At 31.6% G+C, this 23982-nt stretch carries 23 protein-coding genes, 2 tRNA genes and 1 pseudogene; 25 read left to right on the top strand and 1 reads right to left on the bottom strand.

Features of this window, described 5'->3' with window-relative positions:
• The 24 genes and pseudogenes from HMPREF3186_RS08295 to HMPREF3186_RS08410 all read left to right on the top strand — a co-directional run.
• Positions 1-692, top strand: a pseudogene (locus HMPREF3186_RS08295) (peptidase S8); the annotation flags it as partial.
• A 227-nt stretch (positions 693-919) separates the two neighbouring features.
• Positions 920-995 (top strand) — tRNA-His (locus HMPREF3186_RS08300).
• Between the two features lie 19 nt (positions 996-1014).
• Positions 1015-1088: transfer RNA gene (locus tag HMPREF3186_RS08305), tRNA-Cys, on the top strand.
• Between the two features lie 238 nt (positions 1089-1326).
• Entirely contained in the window at positions 1327-2214 is an 888-nt protein-coding gene (locus tag HMPREF3186_RS08310; protein WP_060914765.1) for a phosphate/phosphite/phosphonate ABC transporter substrate-binding protein, read from the top strand.
• A 134-nt stretch (positions 2215-2348) separates the two neighbouring features.
• Positions 2349-2930, top strand: a complete 582-nt coding sequence (ruvA, locus tag HMPREF3186_RS08315; protein WP_060914766.1) for a Holliday junction branch migration protein RuvA — start codon at positions 2349-2351, stop codon at positions 2928-2930.
• A gap of 19 nt (positions 2931-2949) precedes the next feature.
• Positions 2950-3951, top strand: coding sequence for a Holliday junction branch migration DNA helicase RuvB (gene ruvB, locus HMPREF3186_RS08320; protein WP_060914767.1), 1002 nt, complete (start codon positions 2950-2952; stop codon positions 3949-3951).
• 176 nt (positions 3952-4127) lie between these two features.
• Positions 4128-4892: an epoxyqueuosine reductase QueH gene (locus HMPREF3186_RS08325; protein ID WP_060914768.1), complete on the top strand. Its 765-nt coding sequence runs from the start codon at positions 4128-4130 to the stop codon at positions 4890-4892.
• Positions 4893-5227: 335 nt separating this feature from the next.
• Positions 5228-5491 (top strand): phosphocarrier protein HPr, encoded by a 264-nt coding sequence (locus tag HMPREF3186_RS08330; protein ID WP_003145399.1) that lies wholly within the window; start codon positions 5228-5230, stop codon positions 5489-5491.
• A gap of 1 nt (position 5492) precedes the next feature.
• Positions 5493-7205 carry a phosphoenolpyruvate--protein phosphotransferase gene (gene ptsP / locus HMPREF3186_RS08335; RefSeq protein WP_060914769.1) on the top strand — a complete coding sequence of 571 codons (1713 nt, stop codon included), beginning with the start codon at positions 5493-5495 and terminating at the stop codon, positions 7203-7205.
• A gap of 482 nt (positions 7206-7687) precedes the next feature.
• Entirely contained in the window at positions 7688-8710 is a 1023-nt protein-coding gene (pheS, locus tag HMPREF3186_RS08340) for a phenylalanine--tRNA ligase subunit alpha (RefSeq protein ID WP_060914770.1), read from the top strand.
• Positions 8711-8722: 12 nt separating this feature from the next.
• Complete coding sequence (gene pheT / locus HMPREF3186_RS08345) at positions 8723-11116, top strand: phenylalanine--tRNA ligase subunit beta (RefSeq protein ID WP_060914771.1); 2394 nt, start codon at positions 8723-8725, stop codon at positions 11114-11116.
• A 7-nt stretch (positions 11117-11123) separates the two neighbouring features.
• A complete protein-coding gene (gene plsY, locus HMPREF3186_RS08350; protein ID WP_060914772.1) occupies positions 11124-11747 on the top strand; it encodes a glycerol-3-phosphate 1-O-acyltransferase PlsY in 624 nt (207 codons plus the stop codon).
• Positions 11731-12582 (top strand): bifunctional 5,10-methylenetetrahydrofolate dehydrogenase/5,10-methenyltetrahydrofolate cyclohydrolase, encoded by an 852-nt coding sequence (locus HMPREF3186_RS08355; protein ID WP_060914773.1) that lies wholly within the window; start codon positions 11731-11733, stop codon positions 12580-12582. The genes plsY and HMPREF3186_RS08355 overlap by 17 nt, the downstream gene beginning before the upstream one ends.
• Positions 12583-12763: 181 nt before the next feature.
• Positions 12764-12937, top strand: a complete 174-nt coding sequence (secE, locus tag HMPREF3186_RS08360) for a preprotein translocase subunit SecE (RefSeq protein ID WP_003145602.1) — start codon at positions 12764-12766, stop codon at positions 12935-12937.
• Between the two features lie 11 nt (positions 12938-12948).
• Positions 12949-13494, top strand: coding sequence for a transcription termination/antitermination protein NusG (gene nusG, locus HMPREF3186_RS08365; RefSeq protein ID WP_003144927.1), 546 nt, complete (start codon positions 12949-12951; stop codon positions 13492-13494).
• Between the two features lie 37 nt (positions 13495-13531).
• Positions 13532-14389 (top strand): DegV family protein, encoded by an 858-nt coding sequence (locus tag HMPREF3186_RS08370; RefSeq protein ID WP_060914774.1) that lies wholly within the window; start codon positions 13532-13534, stop codon positions 14387-14389.
• A 26-nt stretch (positions 14390-14415) separates the two neighbouring features.
• Positions 14416-14799, top strand: coding sequence for a lactoylglutathione lyase (locus tag HMPREF3186_RS08375; protein ID WP_060914775.1), 384 nt, complete (start codon positions 14416-14418; stop codon positions 14797-14799).
• A 134-nt stretch (positions 14800-14933) separates the two neighbouring features.
• The gene (gene rimP / locus HMPREF3186_RS08380; RefSeq protein ID WP_003145277.1) at positions 14934-15398 is read left to right on the top strand and encodes a ribosome maturation factor RimP; all 465 of its coding nucleotides are present in this window, start codon (positions 14934-14936) and stop codon (positions 15396-15398) included.
• 20 nt (positions 15399-15418) lie between these two features.
• Entirely contained in the window at positions 15419-16450 is a 1032-nt protein-coding gene (nusA, locus tag HMPREF3186_RS08385; protein WP_060914776.1) for a transcription termination factor NusA, read from the top strand.
• A gap of 13 nt (positions 16451-16463) precedes the next feature.
• The gene (gene rnpM / locus HMPREF3186_RS08390) at positions 16464-16751 is read left to right on the top strand and encodes an RNase P modulator RnpM (RefSeq protein WP_003145486.1); all 288 of its coding nucleotides are present in this window, start codon (positions 16464-16466) and stop codon (positions 16749-16751) included.
• Complete coding sequence (locus tag HMPREF3186_RS08395) at positions 16751-17062, top strand: L7Ae/L30e/S12e/Gadd45 family ribosomal protein (RefSeq protein WP_003145420.1); 312 nt, start codon at positions 16751-16753, stop codon at positions 17060-17062. The genes rnpM and HMPREF3186_RS08395 overlap by 1 nt, the downstream gene beginning before the upstream one ends.
• Entirely contained in the window at positions 17062-19116 is a 2055-nt protein-coding gene (gene infB, locus HMPREF3186_RS08400; protein ID WP_060914777.1) for a translation initiation factor IF-2, read from the top strand. The genes HMPREF3186_RS08395 and infB overlap by 1 nt, the downstream gene beginning before the upstream one ends.
• A gap of 12 nt (positions 19117-19128) precedes the next feature.
• Positions 19129-19488 carry a 30S ribosome-binding factor RbfA gene (rbfA, locus tag HMPREF3186_RS08405; protein ID WP_003144962.1) on the top strand — a complete coding sequence of 120 codons (360 nt, stop codon included), beginning with the start codon at positions 19129-19131 and terminating at the stop codon, positions 19486-19488.
• 243 nt (positions 19489-19731) lie between these two features.
• On the top strand, positions 19732-21330 hold the full coding sequence (locus HMPREF3186_RS08410; protein ID WP_060914778.1) for an ABC-F family ATP-binding cassette domain-containing protein: 1599 nt from the start codon (positions 19732-19734) through the stop codon (positions 21328-21330).
• Between the two features lie 50 nt (positions 21331-21380).
• Here the strand turns inward: HMPREF3186_RS08410 and HMPREF3186_RS08415 are convergent, their stop codons facing one another.
• Positions 21381-21848 (bottom strand): GAF domain-containing protein, encoded by a 468-nt coding sequence (locus HMPREF3186_RS08415; protein ID WP_060914779.1) that lies wholly within the window; start codon positions 21846-21848, stop codon positions 21381-21383.
• Between the two features lie 317 nt (positions 21849-22165).
• Here HMPREF3186_RS08415 and HMPREF3186_RS08420 point away from each other — a divergent pair, with 317 nt between their 5' ends.
• Positions 22166-23860, top strand: a complete 1695-nt coding sequence (locus HMPREF3186_RS08420) for a septation ring formation regulator EzrA (protein ID WP_060914780.1) — start codon at positions 22166-22168, stop codon at positions 23858-23860.
• Positions 23861-23982 lie beyond the last annotated feature (122 nt).

The following is a 23982-nucleotide window of genomic DNA, read 5'->3' on the forward strand; positions in this document are numbered from 1 at the left end:
CTAAAGAGTACACAGGAGTACAAGCAGGAGCAATAGTAGAGCCAGAAAAAGTGGAAGCTCCGAAAGAATATACAGGGGTGCAAGCTGGGGCAGTAGTTGATCCTGCGAAAGCAGAAGCTCCAAAAGAATACACAGGAGTGCAAGCAGGAGCAGTGGTAGAACCAGAAAAAGTAGAAGCACCTAAAGAATATACTGGCAAAGTAGAACAACCAAAAGTAGAAGCTCCAAGTATAGATAAAAAAGAGCTTGCGGCTGAGGTAGAGAAAAATGGAGACCTTACATCACAAGATAGCTTTAAAGAAGCAGAAGAAGCAGTTAAGAAAGAATATAAAGCAGCGCTTAAAGCAGCTATCTTAGTATTATCTAATGCAAATGCAAAACAAGATGAAGTAAACAATGCATTAGAAATTCTTAAAAAAGCATCCGAAAAAGTAAGTAAAGGAAAATCTAAATTATCAACATTACTTGGCGATGTATTTAAAAAAGATAAAGATAAAGCAAGTGTTGGCTTAGCAGATGTAGCTAAAGATCAAGGAATGGTAGCAAACAATTCTCAAGTAAATCTTGGAAATGTAGGAAAATCAAATTCTCTATTAGCTAAGACAGGAACATTAGCTTTACCTACAACTTTTGTAGGACTTGCATTAATTTGTTTAGTATACGTTTTAAGAAGAAGAAAAAATACTAAATAATAGGTAGTTTAATAATTCTCTTTAACCTTAAGGTTAAGGAGAATTATTAATTTGTATTATGAAAGGGCTAAATATAGAGAGATGTTGAAATATTGAAATTAGTAATGATTGTAAGGAATTAGGTATGAGTATTAATACTGAATAGGTAGTTGAAAATTTGAAAATAATTAAAAAAGTTCTTGACATAATTTGATGAAAAATGTATAATAAATATTGTTCTTGATATGGCGGCTGTGGCGAAGGGGTTAACGCATCGGATTGTGGGTCCGACATTCGGGGGTTCGATTCCCCTCAGCCGCCCCATTAAAATTAAATATATTTAGGCGGCTTAGCCAAGTGGTAAGGCACGGGTCTGCAAAACCTTGATCACCGGTTCAAATCCGGTAGCCGCCTCCAATTTTTACTCATCTTTTATAAGGTGTTTTTTTTATGCCTAAATTACGGTTTATATTATTTGTGATCCTTGTATTATGAAAATATTCGGGAATTTATTAGTAATTACCGAACATTATTCTAGTAATGTGAAAATTTCTCATTAAAAATTGTTATTATTTCTTTTAAAAGCTAGATATATTGTTTTTTTTGTGTTAAAATTATATCAAATTTATTTTAGAAATATCGAGGAGGAAATAATATGAAGAAAATATTATTGGCGTTATTTAGTTTTATTTTTGTCTTCTCTATCGTAGGATGTACTACAAAGACTGAAACGAAAAAAGAAGAAAAAGTTATTAAAATGGGATTTGTTCCTCTGAAAAATAGTGAGAAACTTGTTGAAGATCTTAAACCAATCTCTGATTATCTTTCTGAAAGATTAGGGGTAAAAGTAGAAGCTTTTACAGCTAGTAACTATATTGGTGTAGTTGAGGGATTAGGTAGTGGAAGTGTTGATTTTGGTATCATTCCTCCATTTTCATCTTTACTTGCTCAGAAACAAAGTAGTGCAAAACCTATACTAACATCTAAAGGTAAAACAGGAAAACCTGGATATACTGCTGAGTTATATGTAAGAAAAGATTCTGGTATTAAATCACTTCAAGATGTTAAAGGTAAAAAAGTAGCATTCGTAGATCCTTCATCTTCATCAGGATATATTTACCCAGGTGCTATGTTAGTTGAAGCTGGTCTTAACTTAGATAAAGATATTAGTTATCAATTTAGTGGTGGTCATGATAAGAGTTTACAACTACTTCTTAACAAGGATGTTGATGTAATAGCAACATTCGATGGAGTGGAAGATAGATATGCTAAAGACTTTCCACAGGCAAAAACTGATATTCAAAAATTAGCAACTAGTGATATGATTCCTGGTGTTATGGTTACAACTTCTAGCAAAATGGATAAAGAGTTACAAGAGAAATTAGAAAAAGCTCTTCGTGATGTTGAAAATGATCCAAAAATGAAAGAATTATTCACAAAGATGTTTAGTATCACTGGATTTACTGATGTGGATCAAGATGCTTATAAAAAAGTAGAAGCAACTGCAAAAGTTATGAATGTTGATTTAGATAAAGTAAAATAGAAATATGAACTTGGTACATAATGTGCCAAGTTTTTTTTGTGTATGACGCAAGTAAATATTTTGATTAAATAAAACACTTGAGATTTTTTACGATTAATTTTATAATTAAATAATCAATCAGGAGTGTGAATGTAATGTACGCATATATTAAAGGAAAAATTTCGGAAATTAATCCGACAAATATCGTTGTCGATAACAATGGAATAGGTTATGAAATAGTTGTGGCTAATCCATATGAATATCAATTGAATGAAGAAAAAACTGTTTTTATTAGCCAACAAGTAAGGGAAGATTCTAATATACTTTATGGATTTTCTAATAAAGATCAGAAAAAAGTATTTTTACTATTATTAAAGGTAAAAGGTGTAGGACCTAAGAGTGCTTTAGCTATATTAGCTGGAGGGACTAGTGAAGAAATTATTGGAGCCATCGAGAATCAAGATGTAACATATTTAACGAAGTTTCCGGGAATTGGGAAAAAATCTGCTCAACAGATTATCCTTGATTTACAAGGTAAAGTTGATTTCAGTATGAATAATATTAGTAGTGCTCCAACTGCTGTAAATAATTATCTAAGTGATGCAATGTTAGCCTTGGAAGCTCTAGGATATAGCAAAAAAGAACTTGCAAAAATCGAGAAAAAATTATCAGCATTCGACTTCTCTGGTGTTGATGAATATGTAAAACAAGGATTAAAATTATTAATGAATGCATAATTGAAGAAAGGAGGAAATTATGGAAGATAGAATGGTATCTGCAAGCCAAAATTTTGGCGAAGAGCGTGAGGAACAGTCTTTAAGACCGAAGTTTCTTAGTCAATATATAGGACAAGAACAGATAAAAAGTAATTTGAAAATATTTATTGAGGCTGCAAAACTTCGTGGTGAGGTTTTAGATCACTGCTTACTATATGGTCCTCCTGGATTAGGGAAGACAACACTTGCGACAATTATTGCTAATGAGATGGAAGTGGGAATTAAATATACTTCAGGGCCTGCAATAGAGAAATCTGGAGATTTAGCTGCAATATTAACTAGTCTTGAACCAGGTGATGTTCTATTTATCGATGAGATTCACAGAATAAGTAGGTCTATCGAAGAGATACTGTATTCTGCGATGGAAGATTTTTATCTTGATATTGTAATTGGAAAAGGTGAAGAATCGCGTAGTATTAGAATTGAACTACCACCATTCACATTGGTTGGTGCAACTACGAGAGCTGGAGCTTTAACTGCGCCGCTTCGAGATAGATTTGGTGTGCATTGTCGTCTGGAATTTTATACTATTTCTGAATTACAAAACATTATAGAAAGAACATCTGATATTTTTGAATGTGATATAGATGATGAGAGTTCCTATGAAATAGCCATGAGATCTCGTGGAACACCGCGTATAGCGAATAGACTTCTTAAACGTGTACGAGACTTTGCACAAGTTAAAAATGATGGTGTAATAGCTAAGGATTTAGCTGTTGAATCATTAGATCTACTGCAAGTAGATGCGAAAGGCCTTGATAATATCGACTATAAAATATTAGAATGTTTGATTAAACGTTATGATGGTCGTGCTGTTGGTCTTGAAACAATTGCTGTGACTATAGGTGAAGAAAGTATCACTATAGAAGATGTATATGAGCCATATCTTGTAAAGGAAGGATTTATAGAACGTACGCCTAGAGGACGTCGTGCTACACCTAAAGCATATCAGCATTTAGGAATAGCGTATAAAGTTGAATAATTAATAAATAATGGGTTTCGTTAGCTTTGAAATGTCAAAATTTCATATTTCGGAACCTATTTTTAGTTGTTATTGATAATGTCTTTTAATTAGAAATGATATTAATTGTAAAATAAATTAAAGTATATTAAACTTGTGTAGTAAAATATTAGAAATATTAGAAGGATTAAATTTGTATGATTGATAGTAAACAATTTATAAATACAAGACACAAAAATCAAAAAATTAATTATGATAATGTACTAAAAGAACTTATAAAAGAATGGGAGAAGACTAATTTTCGTCCAAAAATTCTTATTCACTCTTGTTGTGCTCCTTGTAGTACATATGTATTAGAATATTTATCTGAGATTAGTGATATTACAATATTTTTCTCGAACTCTAATATTCATCCAAAAGAAGAATACATTAAACGTATGTTAGTGCAAAAAGATTTTGTAGAAGAGTTCAATAAAAGAAATGACAAAAAGATTAAATTCTTAGCTGATGAGTATGCACCAAGTAAATTTATCAGTGCTGTAAAAGGTCATGAAGAGGATAGAGAAGGAGGAGATAGATGTCATATTTGTTATGAAATGCGTTTAGACTCTTCTGCCCAGAAGGCTGAGGAGCTAGGTTACGATTATTTTGCCTCTGCTTTGACTCTAAGTCCTAAGAAAAATGCTACTGTAATAAATGAAGCTGGATATGTTCTTCAGGAACAAGTTTCGATATATTATCTACCATCAGATTTTAAAAAGAATAATGGTTATAAAAGATCTGTAGAAATGTGTGATGACTATAATATATATAGACAATGTTACTGTGGATGTGTATTTGCTGCTAAAGATCAAGGCATTGATTTTAAGGAAGTAAATAAAAATGCTCGTGATTTCAATAGAAATCATGAGGATTATGAGAAATTTAAATCAATAATTAAACTTGGTGGAGAATTGGTTTAATTTTCTTAAATAGGTTTACAGTATAAAAATAAAAACATAATAATTTTAAATTTTATTAATAAGAATAATATAAAAAAAGTATCGTTACTTCCCTTGTAACAGATACTTTTTTTATAATTTTAACGTTTTATGGAAATTAGTACTGAAAAAAGTGTTTTCATTATATTTTCAATGTATGAGGAGTAAATGCTTACTATACAGATAAGAAACTGTTTTCTTTGTTATAGAATAAGCACTATTCTTAGGGTGGAATAAATATAAAATACTTGTAAATATTGCTTTCATGTGTTATTATTTGAATGTAAATATTTTTTTAAATAAAAGGAGACATGACTATGTTACAAAAAGAATTTAAAGTTATCGATGAAACAGGAATCCACGCTAGACCAGCTACTTTATTAGTACAAGCTGCATCAAAATTCCAATCAAACATTGAATTAGAATTCAACGGACGTAAAGTTAACTTAAAATCAATTATGGGTGTTATGAGTCTTGGAGTTGGAAAAGATGCTGATATCGTAATTTACGCTGACGGAGCTGACGAAGCAGAAGCATTAGCAGCATTAGAAGAAACAATGAAGAAAGAAGGATTAGCATAAAATGTTACAACTAAAAGGTATTGCAGCCTCTCAAGGGATATCTTTTGCTAAAGCCTACATTTTTGTTGAACCAAACTTAACAGTTAAAGAAGTTAAAGTTCAAGATGTTGTTGCTGAGGTTAAACGTTTTGAAGATGCGATTGAAATTTCTAAAAAAGAATTAACAATTATTAAAGATAAAGCTCATGAAAATTTAGGTGCTGATAAAGCAGCTATTTTTGAAGCTCACTTATTAATTTTAGAAGACCCAGAATTTATGGGGACTGTTAAAACTGACATTCAATCAAAAGAAATTAACGCTGAATATGCATTAAAAGAAACTTCAGATATGTTTGTTTCAATGTTTGAATCAATGGATAATGACTACATGAAAGAACGTGCTGCTGATATTCGTGACGTTTCTAAACGTATTTTAGCTCACTTACTAGGTGTAGACTTACCAAACCCAAGCTTAATCGATGAAGAAGTTATCGTTATTGCAGAAGACTTAACTCCATCTGATACAGCGCAACTTAACAAACAATATGTTAAAGGTTTTGCTACAAATATTGGGGGACGTACTTCTCACTCAGCTATCATGGCTAGATCATTAGAAATTCCTGCAGTAGTAGGAACAAGTACAATTACTGAAGAAGTTAAGAATGGAGATGTTCTTATTCTTGATGGATTAGATGGTGTTGTATATATAAATCCAGATGAAGCTACTACAGCTGAATTAAAAGAAAAACACGTTAAATTTGAAGAGCAAAAAGCTGAATGGGCTAAATTAGTTTCAGAAAAATCTGTTACTAAAGATGGTCATGAAGTACTTTTAGCTGCTAACATCGGGACACCAGCTGACTTAGAAGGTGTTAACAACAACGGTGGAGAAGCTGTAGGTTTATACCGTACAGAATTCTTATACATGGGGCGTGATCAACTACCAACTGAAGAAGAACAATTCGAAGCTTACAAAGCTGTATTAGAAGGAATGGGTGACAGACCTGTTGTAGTTCGTACTTTAGACATCGGTGGAGATAAAGAATTACCATACTTAGATTTACCAAAAGAAATGAATCCATTCTTAGGATTTAGAGCAATTCGTCTTTGCCTAGAAGAAAAAGACTTATTCAGAACTCAACTTAGAGCATTATTACGAGCATCAGTTTATGGTAAACTATGTGTAATGTTCCCAATGATCGCTACAGTTCAAGAATTTAGAGCTGCTAAAGCACTATTCTTAGAAGAAAAAGAAAAATTAGTAGCAGAAGGTGTTGCAGTAAGTAACGATATCGAATTAGGTATCATGGTTGAAATTCCATCAACTGCTGTTATTGCTGATATCTTTGCTAAAGAAGTAGACTTCTTCTCAATTGGTACTAACGACTTAGTTCAATACACTATGGCAGCAGACCGTATGAGTGAAAAAGTATCATACTTATACCAACCATATAACCCAGCAATCTTACGTCTTGTGAAAAATGTTATTGAAGCATCTCACAAAGAAGGTAAATGGACTGGAATGTGTGGAGAAATGGCGGGAGACAGCTTAGCTATTCCATTACTATTAGGTATGGGATTAGATGAGTTCTCTATGTCAGCTACTTCAATCCTTCAAGCACGTAGCCAAATCAAAAACTTATCATTAGATAAGATGAAAGAATTAGTAGATAAAGCTATTATGTGTTCAACAACTGAAGAAGTATTAGAATTAGTTGCAGAATATACTAAATAATTATTATAAGGCTTCCTATGAAAATCGGAAGTCTTTTCTACACTAAGTAAAGTTTTTGCAAATAATGAAATTATAATTTTGTATAGTGAAAAATACAAAAACAGGAAGAAATTTATTATTCAAATAGCCATATCTGTTGACATTCGGGAACATTTGTATTATCATTTTAATTATAAATTTTTCAAAAAACGATGATTAAGACGGTATATTGGATGTTTTTAACAGGGAGCAACTCCTCGACTGAAAGAGTTGTATGAACTGAGAATATATTTTCAGCTTATGAGTAATTGTATAAGTAGACTATGAGTACAATCGGGTGGTACCCGTTATCAACTTTTATTAAGGAAGCAATCATGCTTTAAAATACGGGTGGTACCACGATAAATTCGTCCCTTGAGACTAAGTCTTGAGGGGCTTTTTATTTTGGATAAATAATAGAACTTATAGCAATGTCTTTATATTAAATTTTTAAGGAGGAACTTATGACTTTAGAGAATATAAGAAAAGAATATTTAGAATTAGTTAAAACAATTAAAGATGAAAAAGAACTTTATGACCTAAGAGTTAAATTTTTAGGGAAAAAAGGTGCACTAACGGAAGTTATGAAAGGTGCACGTGATTTATCGCCAGAAGAAAGACCAACTTTTGGGAAACTTGTTAACGAGGTTAAAACCTTCATTAATGATAGTTTAGAAGAGCGAAAAGCTGAATTAGCTAAGGCTGCATTAGAGTTGAAATTAGCTAGTGAGGACATTGATATTACTCTACCTAGTAAAAAAGTTGAATTAGGCGGAATTAATCCATTAAATAAAATTATTGAAGAGATTGAAGAAATTTTTATTTCTATGGGATATTCAGTTGCTGAAGGACCTGAAGTAGAAACTGACAAGTTTAACTTTGAAATGTTAAACTTGCCTAAAGATCACCCAGCGCGTGATATGCAAGATTCATTCTATATTACAAATGAATTATTAATGAGAACACAAACTTCACCTGTTCAAGCACGTGAAATGTTAAAAGCTAATGGAGAAGGTCCTATCAAAATTATTTGCCCTGGTAAAGTATTCCGACGTGATAATGACGATGCTACTCACTCACACCAATTTACTCAAATCGAGGGATTAGTAGTAGATAAAAATATCACATTTAGTGATTTAAAAGGTACTTTAGAGCACTTTATTAAAGCTGTCTTCGGAGAAAATAAAAAAATCCGTCTACGTCCAAGCTTCTTCCCATTTACTGAGCCTTCAGTAGAGGTTGATGTATCTTGGGGTAATGAAGATGATGAAGAAAACATTAAATGGCTTGAAATTTTAGGAGCTGGTATGGTTCACCCTAACGTTCTTAAAATGGCTGGTTTTGATCCAGAAGTATACTCTGGATTCGCTTTTGGTATGGGGCCAGAACGTGTTGCGATGTTAAAATATGGAATTAGCGATATTAGAAGTTTCTACACAAATGATGTAAGATTCTTAGAACAATTCAATAGTGATAGAAACGATTAATAGGAGGTAGTAATGTTAGTAAGTTATAATTGGTTAAAACAATATACGAATGTTGAAGATAATGCAAATGCATTAGCTGAAAAAATCACACGTGGTGGTATTGAAGTTGAAGGTGTTGAATATTTAGCAGAAGAAATATCTAACGTTGTAGTTGGATATGTAGTATCTAAAGAAAAACATCTTGATGCTGAAAAATTAAATGTATGTCAAGTAAACGTTGGTGAAGAAGAAAATCTACAAATTGTTTGTGGTGCACCAAATGTCGATGCTGGACAATATGTAATTGTTGCTAAAGTAGGTGCAAAATTACCTGGTATTAAAATTAAAAAAGCTAAACTTCGTGGTGTAGAATCACAAGGTATGATTTGTTCATTAGCTGAATTAGGATTAAGTAAGAGTGTAGTGCCTAAAAATTATCAAGAAGGTATCTATGTATTTGAGACTGAGCAAGAGTTAGGTTCTGACGTTGTTGAAGTACTTGGTTTAAATGACTATATCCTAGATCTATCAATTACGCCTAACAGAGCGGATGCGCTAAGTATGCGTGGTCTTACTTACGAATTAGGAGCTTTATACAATAACAAAGTTAATTTTAATGATGTAGAAAAAGAAGAAAACTATGAAGCAACTTCATTACAAGTTGCTGTCGAAAGTGATTCTTGTAGAAATTATGTAGGTCAAATAGTGAAAAATGTTGAAGTGAAATCTTCGCCACTATGGTTACAAACAAGACTTATGAATTCTGGAATTCGTCCTATTAACAACATTGTAGATATTACAAACTACGTACTATTAGAATTTGGTCAACCAATGCATGCATTCGATAAAGATTTAGTTGGAGATAAAATCGTAGTTCGTGATGCTAAAGAAGGTGAAGTTCTAGAAACTCTTGATGGAGAAGAGAGAAAATTACAAACAACTGATTTAGTAATTACTGATGGAACGCGCGCTATTGCTCTTGGAGGAGTAATGGGTGGTAAAAACACAGAGGTAAGTGAAGAAACTAAAAATATTATTTTAGAATCTGCATATTTTAATCCAACATCAGTACGTCGTACTTCAGCTGCTCATGGATTAAGAAGTGATTCTTCTGCAAGATTTGAAAAAGGAATTGATCCTAATATGCAAAAAGCAGCACTTGCTCGTGCAGTTGAATTAATCTTAGAATTATGTCCAAATGCCGTAGTTGAAAGTTCTGTTGGAGTAGTTAATAAAGAAGAAGAAAAAGTTGTAGAGATTACTACTTCGTATATTAACAACTACCTTGGAATTACATTATCTACTGAAGAAATCGTATCTATTTTAGAAGGATTAAGTTTTACAGTAGAAGTAACAGGAGAAAACTTAGTAGTTAAAGTACCTACAAGAAGACCTGACATTTCAATTAAACAAGACTTAGTTGAAGAAGTTATTAGAATTTATGGATATGATAACCTAGCCTCAACATTACCAAAATTCTCTAAAACTACTAGAGGTGGATTAACTTATTCACAAAGAATGGTACGTGACCTTCGTGCAGTGTATGCTAGTTTAGGATTTAACGATACTATCAACTATTCGTTAGTATCTGAAGAAGAAGCTACAGGGTATACTTTAGAAAATCACAACAAAGTAAGATTATTAATGCCTATGACTGAAACTCACTCGACTTTACGTCAAAGTTTAGTTCCAGGATTATTAAATACTGTTCAATACAACGTAGCTAGAAAACAAAAAGACTTAAAACTTCTTGAAATTGGACGTGTGTTCTTCGGTAGCGGAGATGATAATATCCAACCTAAAGAAACACTATACTTAAGTGCTGCGCTAACGGGAGAAGAAAGAGTAACTAAATGGCTAAAAGAAAGTAGTTCATTAGATTTCTTCGCTGCTAAAGGATACTTAGAAGTTGTATTTGAACGTTTAGGATTAGATGAAAAAGTAACTTATAGAAAATCTACTCTTGAAGGTATGCACCCAGGACGTTTTGCTGAGGTATATTTAGGTGAAAAACGTATTGGATTTATTGGAGAAGTTCACCCTCAAGTTGCGGATAAACTTGGATTAAACACTACATATGTATTTGAAATTAATTTAGATGAAGTTATTTCAGAAAGTAAAGTTAAACCTAAATATGAAGAGGTAACTAAATATCCTGAAATTACAAGAGATATCGCTATGTTAGTTGATGTTAAAGATGAATATCAAAATATCTATAATGTAATTGAATCAGTGAATAGTAAATTAATTACTAAAGTGGAATTATTCGACTTATATGCTGGTGCTGAGTTATTAGTTGGTAAGAAATCACTAGCTTTAACTATTACATATAGTGATAAACAAAAAACTTTAACAGATGAAGAAGTAACAGCGGTACATGATAAAGTACTTTCTGCACTTACAGAGTACGGAGCTATTATTAGGTAGGTAGTCTATGATTACACAAATAATATTATTTTGCGTTTTAGCGTATGTAATTGGTTCTATACCTTTTGCATTAATAGTAGGGAAAGTATTTTATAATACTGATATTAGAACACTTGGAAGTGGAAATTTAGGTACAACAAATACTTTTAGATGTCTTGGGAAAAAGGCAGGAGTTACAGTATTTATATGTGATGTATCTAAAGGGATAATTGCTACATTTCTTCCAACATTGATGCTAGGAAGAGTAGACTTTTTATCAATATTTGGAGCATTTGCAATGATAGGACATGTTTTTCCTATCTTTGCAAACTTCAAAGGTGGAAAAGCCGTAGCTACGGGTTCAGGAGTATTTATCTTCTTATATCCTATGTTAAGCTTGTTACTGTTAGCTATATTCTTTTCAACACTATTTTTAACAGGATATGTTTCATTAGGTAGCATACTTATTAGTTTAACTGCTATTGGGTACCTTAGCCTGTTTGAAACTGGATTTGATAAGTGGATTATGATAGTGATGTGTATTTTTGTTATTTATATGCACAAAAAGAATATACAGAGATTAATAAGTGGGACAGAAAATCAATCGAAATTAAAAATTGGAAAGGGAAAAAAGAATGACGAAAATCATTAGTGGAACACAACTTGCGAAAGAGTTAAGAGAAGAAATTAAAAACGAAGCAGCTGCTTTAAGAGAAAAGGGTGTTGAGCCTACGCTTGCAGTTGTTTTAGTAGGAGATAATAAAGCATCAAGAAGTTATGTTAATTCTAAACATAAAGCTTGTATAGAGAATAATATAAATTCTATAAAAATAGAGTTACCAGAAGAAATTTCTACTGATGATTTATTGAACGAAATTGAAAAATTAAATAGTGATGAGAAAGTTCACGGTATTTTAGTACAACTACCATTACCAAAACATATAGATGCAGAAAAAGTATTGAATGCTGTGATTCCATCAAAAGATGTAGATGGATTCCATCCTATAAATGTCGGAAAGTTAGTGATTGGAGAAGCTAAACTTATTCCTTGTACACCTTTAGGGATTTTAGAAATGATAAAATCAACTGGTGAGGAAATTTCTGGAAAACTTGCTCTAGTAATTGGAAGAAGTAATATTGTAGGTAAACCTATTTCGACTTTATTACTTCAAAATAATGCAACTGTAATTACTGCTCATTCTAGAACTAAAGATTTAGAAGCGTTAATTGAACAAGCTGATATTATCGTAAGCTGTGTAGGAGTTGCACATTTCTTAAGTGGAAAAGAAAAAGTAAAACCAACTTGTACAATCATCGATGTTGGTAATAACTACAAAGATGGTAAGTTAGTTGGAGATGTAAATCTAGAAGAGTTTATGGAAAAAGTTGCTTATATTTCTCCTGTACCTGGAGGAGTAGGGCCATTAACAATCACAATGTTAATGAGAAATACATTAACGGCTACTTATGATTTACTAGAAAAATAATTTCAAGAAAATCTAGATGTTCTTTGAGACTTTATTTAATTGAAATGTTTTTGATTTAATGATACAATAGTGTATTGTACAATAATGTAATATATTTAAAGATATAGACTTATAAATTATACTATGTTATAATTTATAAAATATAGAGAGTAAAGAAATTTATGTGGAGGATTGTTAATAAATGATTAGATTCTTGAAAAATGTAGCCACAGAAATGCGTAAAGTAAGTTGGCCAACTTTTAGTGAACTTGTTAGGAAAACACTAATTGTTATTGTTGTAGTTGGAATATTAATGTTATTTAGCTACGTAGTAGATTTAGGAATAACTGCTGGAATTAGACACTTCAGTAGATAAGAGAGGTTATTATGAGCGATACAGTAAGTAAAGAGTGGTATGTAATACATACGTATTCTGGATATGAAAACAAAGTAAAAGATAATATTGAAAAAAGAGTTGAGTCTCTTGGTATGGAAGACAAAATTTTCAGAATCGTTGTTCCAGAAGAAAAAGAGACAATCTTAACTCCAACAGGAAAGAAAAAAGAAGTTAATAGAAAAACATTCCCTGGATATGTACTTGTTGAGTTAGTAATGACAGATGATTCATGGTTTGTAGTTAGAAATACACCTGGTGTAACTGGATTTGTAGGATCACACGGTGGTGGTTCTAAACCTAGTCCATTATTACCAGAAGAAATTAACTTTATTTTACAACAAATGGGTCTATCAAATGTTGTAGATATTGATATTGAAGTTGGAGATTATGTTCGTGTTATCTCTGGTCCATTCGTTGATATGGAAGGAAAAGTTGTAAACTTAGACCTACATAACTACAAAGCTGATGTTATGATCGAGCTTATGGGTAGAGAAACTAAAGTAGAACTTGAACTTTATAATATCGAAAAATTCTAAGAAAGGAAAAGCTATCTTTATGATAGTCGGATAGAATGTGGAAAAGATTGCAATAATTATGGATTCAACTGCATATTTATCAGAAGATTTAAAGAAAGAATTAGATATTCGTACTGTTTATTTAAATCTAATTATTGATAATAATTCATATAAAGAAGTTATCGATATGCCACTTGATAAATATCATGAATACTTAAGAAATCCAAACAATTCCTTCCCTACGACTTCTCAACCTGCTATAGGTGAGGTTGTATCTTGCTTAGAAAAACTAAAAGAAGAAGGGTATACTGATGTAATCGCTATTGCTCTTTCAAGTGGAATTAGCGGTACGTATACATCATATTCTGTAGCTGGTCTTATGGTTGATGGATTGAATGTTCATCCGTTCGATTCTGAAGTCTCTTGTAGACCTGAAGGATATTATGCGATTAAGGCAGCAAAACTAATTAAAGAAGGTAAAACTTCTAGTGAAATAATTTCAGCTTTAAATGAGATGAAAAAAGTTTCTGATGCATATTTTATGGCAGATGATTTATCTCACCTTCAACGTAGTGGACGTTTAAGTGGAGCACAGGCTGTAGTAGGAAGTTTACTTCAAGTCAAACCGTTACTACACTTTGATAATAAGGTTATAGTTCCATTTCAAAAGATACGAACATATAAAAAAGTTGTATCAAGAATGTATGAATTGTTTGATGAATATTATAAACAACATGAAGGAGAGCACATCACTGTGTGTGTTCTGCATGTTGATGCATTAGACAAGGCTGAAGAAATTAAAAAATGTGTTGAAGAAAATTATTCGAATGTAACAGTAGATATTGATGGAATAAGTCCAGTTATCTCTACACACCTTGGATTAGGTGCAGTTGCAATTGGATGGACAATATTATAATAAATAAATTTTAAGAGGTGGAAAATATGGTACAAACAATGGCACACACTTGCTATCGTGTAGCAGACTTAGAAAAATCAGTTAAATTTTATACTGAGGCATTTGACTTTGTAGTAAGTCGTGAAAGAGATTTTCCTGAGTATAAGTTTACATTAGTATACTTAACTTTACCGGGTTCAAACTATGAGTTAGAATTAACTTACAATTATGATCATGGTGCATATGAACTTGGAGATGGATATGGACACATAGCTATTTCTGTAGAAGATTTAGAAGCACTATATGAAAAACACAAAGCGGCAGGATATGACGTAACAGAACTTAAAGGTTTACCAGGATTCCCGCCGGGTTACTACTTCATTAAAGATCCAGATGGATATAAAATTGAAGTAATTCGCACTAAAATGTAGTTATCATTTGATTTAATTATAATCATATGATATAATGTATTTACATTGAAATAAATTACCGAAAGGGTGGTGAATTTTGAAAGGTTCTCCGCTCTTTTATATTGCAATAAAAACTTAAGAAAGAGGTGTACTGTATGAGTATTGTAGAAAAAGTCAAAGCAATAGCAACAAAACAAGCTGAAAATACGGAATTTTCTCTTTATGATGTAGAATACGTAAAAGAAGGAACTGAGTATTTCTTACGTATTTACTTCGATAAAGATGGTGGACTTACACTTGATGATTGTGTATTATTAAGTGAAAAACTAGCAGAAGAACTTGACAAAGAAGATTTCATTAGTGATAAATACTATTTAGAGGTATCTTCTCCAGGAATCGAAAGAGACTTAAGAGATTTAGAAGAAGTAACTAATTCTGTTGGGAAACATGTTTATATTAAAACATATGAAAAAATTGATAATCAAAAAGAATTTTATGGTGATATTTTAGCTGTTGAAGGTGAAGAAATTACTGTAGAATACAAAGATAAAGCGAGAGTTAAAAAATCAACAATTAACTATAGTAAAATCGCTAAAATTAGATTAGCTGTTAAATTTTAATTATTAAAGGAGAAAGAAAGATGAGCAAGGATTTGCTTAAAGCTATTAAATTAATTGAACAAGAAAAAGGGATTGCAGAAGATATTCTAGTAGAAGCTATTGAATTAGCTTTACTGTCAGCTTATAAAAAGAATTTTAACGCTGCAAAAAATGTAAGAGTAGATTTTAATAGAACAACTGGTGATTACAAATTTATTATTAGAAAAGATGTTGTTGAAGAAGTTTACGACGATAGAATTGAATTTGCACTTGAAGATGCATTAAAAATTAATCCTGCGTATGAAGTTGGAGATATTTACGAAGTAGTTGATTTACCAAGTGATTTTGGTCGTGTTGGAGCTCAAGCAGCAAAACAAGCATTATTACAAAGACTTCGTGAAGCAGAGAAAGAAATTCTTTATAAAGAATATATCGAACACGAAGGTGAAATTTTATCAGGAACTATTGATAGAATAGATACAAGATATGTTTATGTTAAATTAGGAAAAATTGAAGCAATTTTAGGCGAAAATGAAAGAGTTAAAGGTGAAACTTATGTTCCACAAACTCCAATTAAAGTTTACATCGCGAAAGTTGATAATCCAACTCGTGGAAGTAAACCACACGTACTTGCTTCAAGATCACATCCTGAATTTATCAGAAGATTATTCGAAATTGAAGTACCAGAAATTTACAGTGGTACTGTAGAAATTAAGAGCGTATCACGTGAAGCAGGTGAGAGAACTAAATTAGCTGTGTATGCTGAAGATAAAAACATTGATCCTGTAGGTGCTTGTGTTGGTAACAAAGGTGAACGTGTTAACCGTATCGTTGAAGAATTAAACGGTGAGAAAATTGATATCATTACTTGGGATGCTGATCCAGTTAAATTTATTACAAATGCATTAGCTCCTGCTAAAGTAGAAGAAATCAATATAGATGAAGAAGAGAAAATTGCTAATGTTAAAGTTAAAGATGACCAACTTTCTCTAGCAATTGGTAAAAAAGGACAAAACGTTCGTCTAGCGGCTAAATTAACAGGTTGGAAAATCGACATAAAAGCTGTAGAATAGTGAGGTGTTGTTTGTGAAAAAAAGAAAAATACCAACAAGAAAATGTATATTAACAAACGAAATGTTCGCCAAGAAAGATTTATTAAGAATCGTTAAGAACAAAGAAGGAGAAATTTCTGTAGATCCTACTGGTAAAAAAGCAGGACGTGGAGCTTATGTAGTAGCTGATTTAGAAGTTATTAAAGCTGCACAAGAAAAGAAACAATTAGAGAAGTTCTTCTCTGCATCACCAGAAGTTATGGAGCCTATCTATAATGAGGTAATTAGATTAATCTATAGAAAGTCAATTCCACAAAAATAATGATAAAAGCATATAATTTATTAGGTTTAATGCAAAGAGCAGGTAAACTTATTACAGGTGAAGATTTAATCACAAAAAATTTAAAAAATAATAAAATCAAATTGTTAGTTATTGCAGAGGATTGCGGTATCAATACAAAAAAGAAATTAACAGACAAGGCTAATTTTTATAATGTAAAATGTATCGAATTTTCTACTATAGAAAATATTAGTATCGCGATTGGAAGAGATAATCGTGTTGCTGTAGGAATAACTGATGATGGATTTATAAAAAAATTCAAACAATTATTAGAAGAAGGAGGAAAACAGTAATGAAAAAAGTCAGAATTTATGAGTACGCTAAAGAAGTAGGAAAACAATCAAAAGACCTTATTACAGTTTTAAAAGATGCTAATATTGAAGTATCTAATCACATGTCAATGTTAACAGAAGAGGGGTTAGCTAAGCTAGATAGCATCTTCAAAAAACAAGAGCAAGCTACTAAAAATGAACAATCTTCAAGTAATGAAGGTAAAAAGAATAAAAAGAAAAAAGTAAAAAAAGAGAAAGTTAAAAAATCTCAAAAACAACAACCAGCAATTATTGAAGCTCCATCAGAAGAAACAATTTCTGAAGATACTATTTTAGTTAAAGATGGAATGACTGTTGGTGAGTTATCAGAAGTTCTAAGTATAGGTTCGACTGAACTTATTAAAAAATTATTTATGGAACTTAAAATTATGGCGAATATTAACCAGTCTCTTACTTTAGAGCAAATAGAGTTAATCGCGATGGATTATGGTAAAGAAATCCAAGAAGAAGTTGAAATTAATAAAGAAGACTTAGATCTTTACTTCGAAGTAGAAGATGCTGAAAAAGATCTTAAAGAACGTGCTCCAATCGTAACTATTATGGGACACGTTGACCATGGTAAAACTACATTACTGGATACAATTAGAAATTCAAGAGTAACAGCTGGAGAAGCAGGAGGTATTACGCAACATATCGGTGCATATCAAGTACGTGCAAAAGATAAAAAAATTACTTTCTTAGATACACCGGGACACGCAGCATTCACAACAATGCGTGCACGTGGAGCTAAAATTACCGATGTAACTATCTTAGTTGTAGCAGCTGATGATGGTGTAATGCCTCAAACAATTGAAGCTATTAACCACGCTAAAGCAGCCGATGTACCTATTATTGTAGCGGTAAACAAAATGGATAAACCACAAGCTAACCCAGATAGAGTTATGAATGAGTTAGTAGAATACGGACTTATCTCAGAAGAATGGGGTGGAGATACAATCTTCGTACCAATCTCAGCTCTTAAAGGTGAAGGTATTGATGAGTTATTAGAAAATATCTTATTAGTAACTGAAATGCAAGAATTAAAAGCTAATCCAAATCGTCTTGCTCTTGGTACAGTTATCGAGGCTAAACTTGATAAAGGTCGTGGAGCAGTAGCTACATTATTAGTACAAAATGGTAGCTTGAACGTTGGAGATCCACTTGTAGTAGGTAACACATTTGGACGTGTTCGTGCGATGATTAATGATCGTAGCAAAAATATCCAAACAGCTAAACCATCTACACCAGTAGAGATTACAGGTTTACAAGATGTTCCTAACGCTGGAGATCGTTTCGTAGTATTCGGTGATGAAAAAACAGCTCGTCAAATCGGGGAAAAACGTCAACAACAATATATTGAAACTACTCGCCAAGCAAATTCAGCTGTATCATTAGATACATTATTCGAACAAATGAAACAAGGTGAGATGAAAGACCTTAACATTATTATTAAAGCAGACGTTCAAGGTTCTGTTGAGGCTTTAGCTATGTCATTAGCTAAAATCGATGTTGAAGGTGTTAACGTACGTATTATCCATACTGGTGTTGGTGCGATTAACGAATCTGATATTACATTAGCAGTAGCATCTAACGCTGTAGTTATTGGATTTAACGTACGTCCTGATAATAATGCAAAACAAATGGCTCAAACTGAGCAAGTAGATATTCGTCTACACAGCATTATTTATAAAGTTATTGAAGAAATCGAAGCTGCGATGACAGGATTATTAGATCCAGAATTCGTTGAAAAAGTTATAGGTCTTGCAGAAGTACGTCAAGTGTATAAAGTATCTAAAATTGGTACAATTGCTGGTGCTTATGTAACTGAAGGTAAAGTATCACGTGACGGTAAAGTACGTGTAATTCGTGATAGTGTAGTAATTTATGAAGGTGAAATTGACACATTAAGAAGATTTAAAGATGATGTTAAAGAAGTACAAAGCGGTTATGAATGTGGTATGACTGTTGAAAACTTCAATGATATTAAAGAAGGAGATGTCTTCGAAGTATACATCATGGAAGAAGTTAAAAAATAGGAGGCAAACTTTATGTCAGAACTTAGAGTTAACAGACTTGCAGAGCAAATTAAAAAAGAGATTACATATGTATTAGCTACAAAAGTTAAGAATCATGATTTAGGATTTGTTACTGTAACGGAAGTTGCTTTGACAGGAGATTATTCTCAAGCAAAAGTTTTCTACACTGTTTTAGGTGGAGAACGTGAAAAAGAAAAAACAAAAGAAGCGTTTAAGAAAATTAAAGGTTTCGTAAAAAGTGAAGTTGCTAAGAAAATTAAAATTAGAAAATTTCCAGAACTTATTTTCCAATATGACACTACAGCTGAATATGCTTTACATATTGAAAGTTTAATAGCTAGTGTTAGTAAAAAGGAAAATAACGAAGAATAATTAGAATAAAAGAGCGACTTAATTACGGTGATGTCTAAATGTCACTTTGATTAAGTCGCCTCAATATGGTTAATTGTATCTTAAATGAATTTGATGTGCTGATTCGATAAAATTTTTTTCAAAATCGCCATATTGGATTATCCCTAATCATTAACTATATTATCTAATTGTTTAAGTTTAAAGCTTTTAAGTATAAATTAATATACAGAGTTTTATAGAATTAAAGAATTAAAGGAGAAAACAATGTTACAAGTAACGAATTTAGGTTTACGTTTTGCAGATAGAAAGCTATTTGAAGATGTGAATATAAAATTTACAAATGGTAACTGCTACGGTTTAATCGGGGCTAATGGAGCAGGTAAAACAACATTTTTAAAATTATTATCTGGTGAAATTGATTCACAACAAGGGCACGTTTCTTTAGGTAAAGGTGAGCGTCTTGCTGTACTTCGTCAGAACCACTTCGCATATGAAGAAAATAGAGTTATCGATGTTGTAATGATGGGACATGAACGTCTTTGGGATGTTATGAACCGTAAAAATGAAATTTATATGAAAGATCCATTCACAGAAGAAGATGGAATTATTGCAGCTGAACTTGAAGGTGAATTCGCTGAAATGGATGGATGGACTGCAGAAAGTGATGCAGCACAACTTCTTGAAGGATTAGGTATTTCTGTAGAGTTCCACGATATGCTTATGGGTGAGCTTGATAATGCTATTAAGGTTAAAGTTCTTTTAGCACAAGCATTATTCGGTAATCCAGATGTACTTCTACTGGATGAGCCTACCAACGGTCTTGATATTAGTGCAATTAAGTGGCTAGAAGAGTTCTTAATTAACTTTGAGAACACTGTTATCGTAGTCAGCCACGACCGTCACTTCTTAAATAATATCTGTACTCACATTTGTGACTTAGACTTTGGTAAAATCCAACTTTACGTTGGTAACTATGACTTCTGGTATCAATCTAGTCAACTTGCTAGAAGAATGGCAGAAGATAACAACAAGAAAAAAGAAGAAAAAATTAAAGAATTACAAGAATTCATCGCGCGTTTCTCTGCGAACGCTTCTAAATCTAAACAAGCGACAAGTAGAAAGAAAATGCTTGATAAAATTACTCTTGACGATATTAAGCCAAGTAGCCGTCGTTATCCATATGTTCGTTTCACACCAGATCGTGAAATCGGAAATGACTTACTTATCGTTGAAGGTGTAAGCAAAACTGTAGAAGGTAAAGAAGTATTAAGTAATGTTAGCTTCACTGTAAATCCTAATGATAAAGTTATCTTACTAGGGGATGAAGTTGCTAAAACTACATTACTAAAAATTCTTGCTGGCGAAATGGAACCAGATAGTGGTACAGTTAAATGGGGTATTACAACTTCTAGAAGTTATATGCCAAAAGATAACTCTGAATACTTTGAAGGATTAAAATTTTCATTAGTAGAATGGCTTCGTCAATACGCTTCTCCTGAAGAAGAAAGTGAAGCATACTTACGTTCATTCTTAGGAAGAATGTTATTCTCTGGTGAGGAAGCACTTAAACGTGCCCATGTATTATCAGGGGGAGAAAAAATGCGCTGTATGTTATCTAAGATGATGTTATCTAAAGCTAACGTTATTCTTCTAGATGAGCCTACAAACCACCTTGACTTAGAATCTATTACAGCTGTCAATGAAGGTATTATTGCTTTCAAAGGTTCTGTATTCTTTACATCTCATGACTATGAGTTTATTCAAACAATAGCAAATAGAGTAGTTGAATTGACGCCAGAAGGTGCAATCAACAAAGAGATGGATTACGAAAACTACCTAAGATTCAAAGGTATTATAGATTAATAAAAAGAAGGAGATATACTGTTTTGGTATATCTCCTTTTAGTATTTCTATTAAAAAATTACTTTCTCAAAAACTTGTTTAGTTACTTCGCTGAAAGCTTCTACTTCTTCTTGTGAAAATCTATTGAATTCTATAGAATCTATATCAAGTAAAGCTACTACTTTATCGTTTTTGATAATTGGAACTACTAATTCACTGTTAGTTGCGCTGTCACATGCGATATGTCCTGGAAACTTATGTACATCTTCAACATAAATAGTTTCTCTAGTTGTATAGCAGTGTCCACATACACCTTTATTAAATGGTATACGAGTACAAGCTACTTTCCCTTGAAATGGACCTAAAACTAAGTTGTTGTTTTTTTCGTCTAATAAATAGAAACCAACCCAGTTTGTATTTGGTAAATATTCTTTGTATAAAGCTGAAAGGTTTGATAAATTAGTAACTAAATTATCTTCTCTTGATACTAAAGCAGTCGCTTGACTTATAAATAATTGTTTATTTTCTACTATGTTCATTAAATTACCTCGTTAAAAAGACTTTATTATATTTTCGCATAATGGTAACAAAAAATAAAGTGATAAGTTTAATAGTTTTTAAATAATATTGTTTAGAAAGTTTATAATCTAATTAATTTATTAATGATTATTTACTATGGTAAAAAAATAACAATAAATAAAAAATATTTAGTTATTTGCTAAATAAAAAAAATTGAAAAAAAATTAAAAAAATGATTGAAACACTTTGTTTTTTGTAATAAAAATGGTATAATTTTGTTAGGTTATTGTATAAATAAACGTAAAAAATTAAATATAAAATTTCAGGGGGAAGATATATGACATATATATTTTTATTTGTGTGTATCCTTGTTCTTGGAGGAGTAGTTGCACTATTCGTCTTTAGAAATAGGAAAAAACAAGATTTATACCCTCTTTTAGTTATGAAAGATGAGCTAGAGAGAGAAACACTATCTGATGATTTGAAAAAAGTAAAAGCGCTGGAAATTGCTGGTAAAGCCGAAAAACTTTATGCTCAATGGGAAAGCGAATGGTACGAAATTCAAAGCATCGATATTGAAGAACTTGACAGAGATCTTTATAGTGCAGAAACTTATATTGATAAATTTAATTTCAAACGTGCTGATGAAGTAATTATGAATAGTGGTGAATTAATAGCAAATATTAAAGATAGAATCGCTGGAATAAGAAGAGAAATTAAAGAATTAACAGAAGTTGAACCTAGAAATAGAGAACTATATGAAGAAATCGTAGTTGAGTATAAAGAGCTTAATAGAGAACTATTAGCTAAGCGTCATCAATATGGAGCAGCTGCAGAACAATTTGAACAAAACATCAAAGAAATAGCTCCACAACTTGATGATTTCAAACTTCTAACATCTACTGGTAAGTACATCGAAGCACAAGATAAAATTAATACTGTTAAGGGATTAATTGATAATCTTAAAGAAAGAATGGAAGTACTGCCTGATCTGTTAAAAGAAATTGAAAAAACTTGTCCAGCTCAAATTCAGTCATTAAGACTTAAAGTTGAGGAAATGGAGAAAAAAGGATTTAAACTTACTCACTTAGAAATTTCAAGTAAAATTGAAAGTATTGTTTGGCAATTAAGCGATGCTCGTGAAAAAGTTAAATCTGGAGATATTGATCTAATTGAAAATATCCTTGATGGTATTTATGATGTTATCGATGAAGTTTCTAATGATCTTAAAAAAGAACTTGATTATAAAAAATACATTGAAGAAAACTATAGAGAAATTACTAATAAACTTGAATTACAAGATAAATTAAACGAAGCTCTATATAATAATATTCAAGAAATCAAAAATAGATACCAAATTTATCAAAAAGATGAAGAAATGGTTTCTAACTACTACGATGAGTTAAGTGATTTACTTGATATTAAACATGATATTGATGTATATATCAATAATCAGCCAAAACTAAACTATAAAGACTTAAAAGAAAAAGTAGAATTATTAGGTCAAGGATTAGAAAAAATCGAAGAAGACCAAACAAATTATTCTAGATATCTAACAAGTCTTCGTGAAGAAGAAGGTCACGCTCGTGAAAAACTTATCTTCATTAATCAAGAAAAAGAAGTTATTAAACGTAAATTAGATAACTCACGTGTTCCAGGATTCAGTGATAGATTTATCGTTTTATATAAAGATGTAACTGATAGTTATAGATACGCTATTGAGGAACTTAAAAAAGAACCTATCAATATCGATTTACTAAAACGTGCAGTTGCTGAAGCTGAAGAATCACTTGATATTTATGCATCTGAAGTTAATAACATTCTTACTGATATCGAATTAATTGAAAAACTTATTCGTTATGCGAACAGATACAGAAAAGATAATGTTGAATTCCACCAACAATTAACAGTTGCTGAGCAATATTATAGAGAGTATCGTTACAACAAAACTTTAGAAATTATAAGAAATTCTTTAGATAAAGTTGAGCCTGGTGCATACGAAAGAATTAGAAATTCAGTAAAATCAAGATAACAAAGTAGCCCTAGTTTTAGAAATAAAACTAGGGTGTTTTTTTAGATATAATACTTTTTATTAGGGATAATTAAAACCACTGCTACTATAAAATGGTTGTATACTAAATCCGGGGCATGGAA

The sequence above is a fragment of the Gemella haemolysans genome (assembly GCF_001553035.1).
GTDB classification, from domain to species: domain Bacteria; phylum Bacillota; class Bacilli; order Staphylococcales; family Gemellaceae; genus Gemella; species Gemella haemolysans_B.

Bases quoted from the DNA above. Each gene is read 5' to 3' on its own strand.
- HMPREF3186_RS08310 (WP_060914765.1), top strand. From the start codon at position 1,327: ATGAAGAAAATATTATTGGCGTTATTTAGTTTTATTTTTGTCTTCTCT.
- ruvA (WP_060914766.1), top strand. From the start codon at position 2,349: ATGTACGCATATATTAAAGGAAAAATTTCGGAAATTAATCCGACAAAT.
- ruvB (WP_060914767.1), top strand. From the start codon at position 2,950: ATGGAAGATAGAATGGTATCTGCAAGCCAAAATTTTGGCGAAGAGCGT.
- HMPREF3186_RS08325 (WP_060914768.1), top strand. From the start codon at position 4,128: ATGATTGATAGTAAACAATTTATAAATACAAGACACAAAAATCAAAAA.
- HMPREF3186_RS08330 (WP_003145399.1), top strand. From the start codon at position 5,228: ATGTTACAAAAAGAATTTAAAGTTATCGATGAAACAGGAATCCACGCT.
- ptsP (WP_060914769.1), top strand. From the start codon at position 5,493: ATGTTACAACTAAAAGGTATTGCAGCCTCTCAAGGGATATCTTTTGCT.
- pheS (WP_060914770.1), top strand. From the start codon at position 7,688: ATGACTTTAGAGAATATAAGAAAAGAATATTTAGAATTAGTTAAAACA.
- pheT (WP_060914771.1), top strand. From the start codon at position 8,723: ATGTTAGTAAGTTATAATTGGTTAAAACAATATACGAATGTTGAAGAT.
- plsY (WP_060914772.1), top strand. From the start codon at position 11,124: ATGATTACACAAATAATATTATTTTGCGTTTTAGCGTATGTAATTGGT.
- HMPREF3186_RS08355 (WP_060914773.1), top strand. From the start codon at position 11,731: ATGACGAAAATCATTAGTGGAACACAACTTGCGAAAGAGTTAAGAGAA.
- secE (WP_003145602.1), top strand. From the start codon at position 12,764: ATGATTAGATTCTTGAAAAATGTAGCCACAGAAATGCGTAAAGTAAGT.
- nusG (WP_003144927.1), top strand. From the start codon at position 12,949: ATGAGCGATACAGTAAGTAAAGAGTGGTATGTAATACATACGTATTCT.
- HMPREF3186_RS08375 (WP_060914775.1), top strand. From the start codon at position 14,416: ATGGTACAAACAATGGCACACACTTGCTATCGTGTAGCAGACTTAGAA.
- rimP (WP_003145277.1), top strand. From the start codon at position 14,934: ATGAGTATTGTAGAAAAAGTCAAAGCAATAGCAACAAAACAAGCTGAA.
- nusA (WP_060914776.1), top strand. From the start codon at position 15,419: ATGAGCAAGGATTTGCTTAAAGCTATTAAATTAATTGAACAAGAAAAA.
- HMPREF3186_RS08395 (WP_003145420.1), top strand. From the start codon at position 16,751: ATGATAAAAGCATATAATTTATTAGGTTTAATGCAAAGAGCAGGTAAA.
- infB (WP_060914777.1), top strand. From the start codon at position 17,062: ATGAAAAAAGTCAGAATTTATGAGTACGCTAAAGAAGTAGGAAAACAA.
- rbfA (WP_003144962.1), top strand. From the start codon at position 19,129: ATGTCAGAACTTAGAGTTAACAGACTTGCAGAGCAAATTAAAAAAGAG.
- HMPREF3186_RS08410 (WP_060914778.1), top strand. From the start codon at position 19,732: ATGTTACAAGTAACGAATTTAGGTTTACGTTTTGCAGATAGAAAGCTA.
- HMPREF3186_RS08415 (WP_060914779.1), bottom strand. From the start codon at position 21,848: ATGAACATAGTAGAAAATAAACAATTATTTATAAGTCAAGCGACTGCT.
- HMPREF3186_RS08420 (WP_060914780.1), top strand. From the start codon at position 22,166: ATGACATATATATTTTTATTTGTGTGTATCCTTGTTCTTGGAGGAGTA.